Source organism: Streptomyces sp. NPDC054956, assembly GCF_053609185.1.
Map to the genome: position 1 here is coordinate 1 of NZ_JBSGXB010000585.1, position 2,014 is coordinate 2,014.

General features: G+C 72.6%; 2 protein-coding genes. One reads left to right on the plus strand and one right to left on the minus strand.

What is annotated here, in order from left to right:
• Positions 1-138 precede the first annotated feature (138 nt).
• Positions 139-966 carry a hypothetical protein gene (locus tag ACWGDE_RS38490; RefSeq protein ID WP_453393738.1) on the minus strand — a complete coding sequence of 276 codons (828 nt, stop codon included), beginning with the start codon at positions 964-966 and terminating at the stop codon, positions 139-141.
• 223 nt (positions 967-1,189) lie between these two features.
• On the opposite strand from ACWGDE_RS38490, the gene ACWGDE_RS38495 reads away from it, so the two are divergent.
• Positions 1,190-1,681: a GNAT family N-acetyltransferase gene (locus ACWGDE_RS38495; protein ID WP_453393739.1), complete on the plus strand. Its 492-nt coding sequence runs from the start codon at positions 1,190-1,192 to the stop codon at positions 1,679-1,681.
• Positions 1,682-2,014 lie beyond the last annotated feature (333 nt).

The following is a 2,014-nucleotide window of genomic DNA, read 5'->3' on the forward strand; positions in this document are numbered from 1 at the left end:
CGCCGCCGCGGGCGACGGCCGCGCGGCGGGCCGGGGCCATCTCCGCGCGGCCTCCGTAAGCGAGCCGCGGGCCCGAGGGCCCGTACGAACAGCGTGCCACCGGCCGGCCGGGCTCGCGCCGGCCGGTGGCCGCGAGGGTCAGCTCTGGCCCGCGCCGCCGCTCTTGACGAGGTCCGTCATGTCGGCCGTTTCCGCGGCCGGCGGGACGGCGATGTCCTTGGCCACGCCGAAGGACAGGAACTCGATCTCGGCGCTGACGTTGCCGTAGACCTGGCTCAGCTTCGCGGGCATGCCCTGGTCGTCGACCCAGACGTCCGCGACGAGCTCGCCGGCCTGGCCGCCGCCCACCGCGCCGAAGACCGAGGCGGCGTCGCCCAGCTTGTCGGTGGGAATCGTGGCGTGGTAGTGCACCGCGTTCTTGCCGTTGACGCTCTCCGTGCCGACCTTGGTGACGTTCTTGGCCCACTTGAGCGTCTTCAGGCCGGCCGTCGGGTCGTTGTTGCCCGCGTTCATGGCGGAGGCACCCTTGTCGCCGAGGATGGCGGAGGCCTCTATCTTCAGCCAGGTCTTGCCCTTGAACGGGCCGTCCTGCGCCGGGTCCACGTTGTAGTAGTACGCGCCCTGCACGAGCCGCATCGTGATCGTGCCGTCCGCGACCATGTCCTCCATCTGGAGGTCCTTGGCCGGCATCTCGGCCTCCATCGCGAGGCCGTTGCCCCACGAGTAGACGCCGTCCATCGCGACGGGCTTGCCACCCGTGTCGGGCATCGTCACGGACATCTTGATCTTGGCGGAGCCCGCCTTGGAGGCTTCGTCGGAAGCCTTCGAGAGCGTCTGGACCAGGGTCTCCGCGGTGTCGGCGGCCTTCTTGCCCACCGACGTGCCGGTGCCGGCCGAACAACCGCTCAGGCCCGCCGTGACGATCAGTGCCGCGGTGACGCCCGCGGCGATCTTCCCTGTTTTCATTCCCACCCCTTGGTCGTATGTCGGCCCACTCCTCGTGTGCCGACGCTGCCCGAGCCCTGTCCCTCCCCGGACAGGGAAATATCGTCGCACGCCCCACGGACACTCCGGCCGCGAGACCGGATCGCCGGTCCCGGGGCGCCCCGCGACGCTCTCACGGTGTTCCCCGCGAAGAGCCCGGAAAATCCCTTGGAGCCCGTCCTGACGGCCCGTATAGGCTCGGGGCATGCTGCGACTGGAGCGGCTCCGCGCCGATCACGGAGACATCCTGCTGGCCTTCGAGCGGGAGAACAGGGAGTACTTCGCGCGGTCCGTCCCGGACCGGGGCGACGGGTACTTCACCGGGTTCGACGCCCGCCACCGCTCGCTGCTCGCCGAACAGGAGGCGGGCACCTGCCACTTCCACCTCGTGGTGGACGAGCACGGAGAGCTGGTCGGCCGGGTCAACCTCGTCGACGTCGAGGACGGCACCGCCGAACTCGGCTACCGGATCGGCGAACGCGCGGCGGGCCGGGGCATGGCCACGGCCGCGGTCGGTGAAGTCTGCGAGCTGGCCGCCTCGCGGTACGGGCTCCACGTCCTCACCGCGGTCACCACCCTCGACAACGGGGCGTCCGACGCGGTCCTGCGGCGGACCGGCTTCGCGGTGGTCGGGGAGCTCACCGTGGACGGCCGCCCCGGGCTGAGCTACCGGCGCGCACTCTCCGCCGCCGGCTGACCTTCCCGGCCCCGGCCCGCCCCCGGGACCGGCCCACCTCCTCGGCCCGCCCCCGGGACCGGCCGACCTCCTCGGCCCGCCCCCGGGACCGGCCGACCTCCTCGGCCCGGCCGGCCTGCCCGGCCGACTTCCCGGGCCCGTTGAGCCGACGGATACGGTCCGTCACCCCATCGGTGCGCCCGGCGCGCGCGGGCGGCAATGATCACGGAGGGTGTTGATCACCGGCAGCGCGTACTGCCGGCCGGCCCCCGCACCGAGGAGTCCTCGACCCCCATGGCTGTTGTCGCTGCCGTCGGAGCCGCCCGCGCCCAAGTCGCGGGCACCCTCCTCACC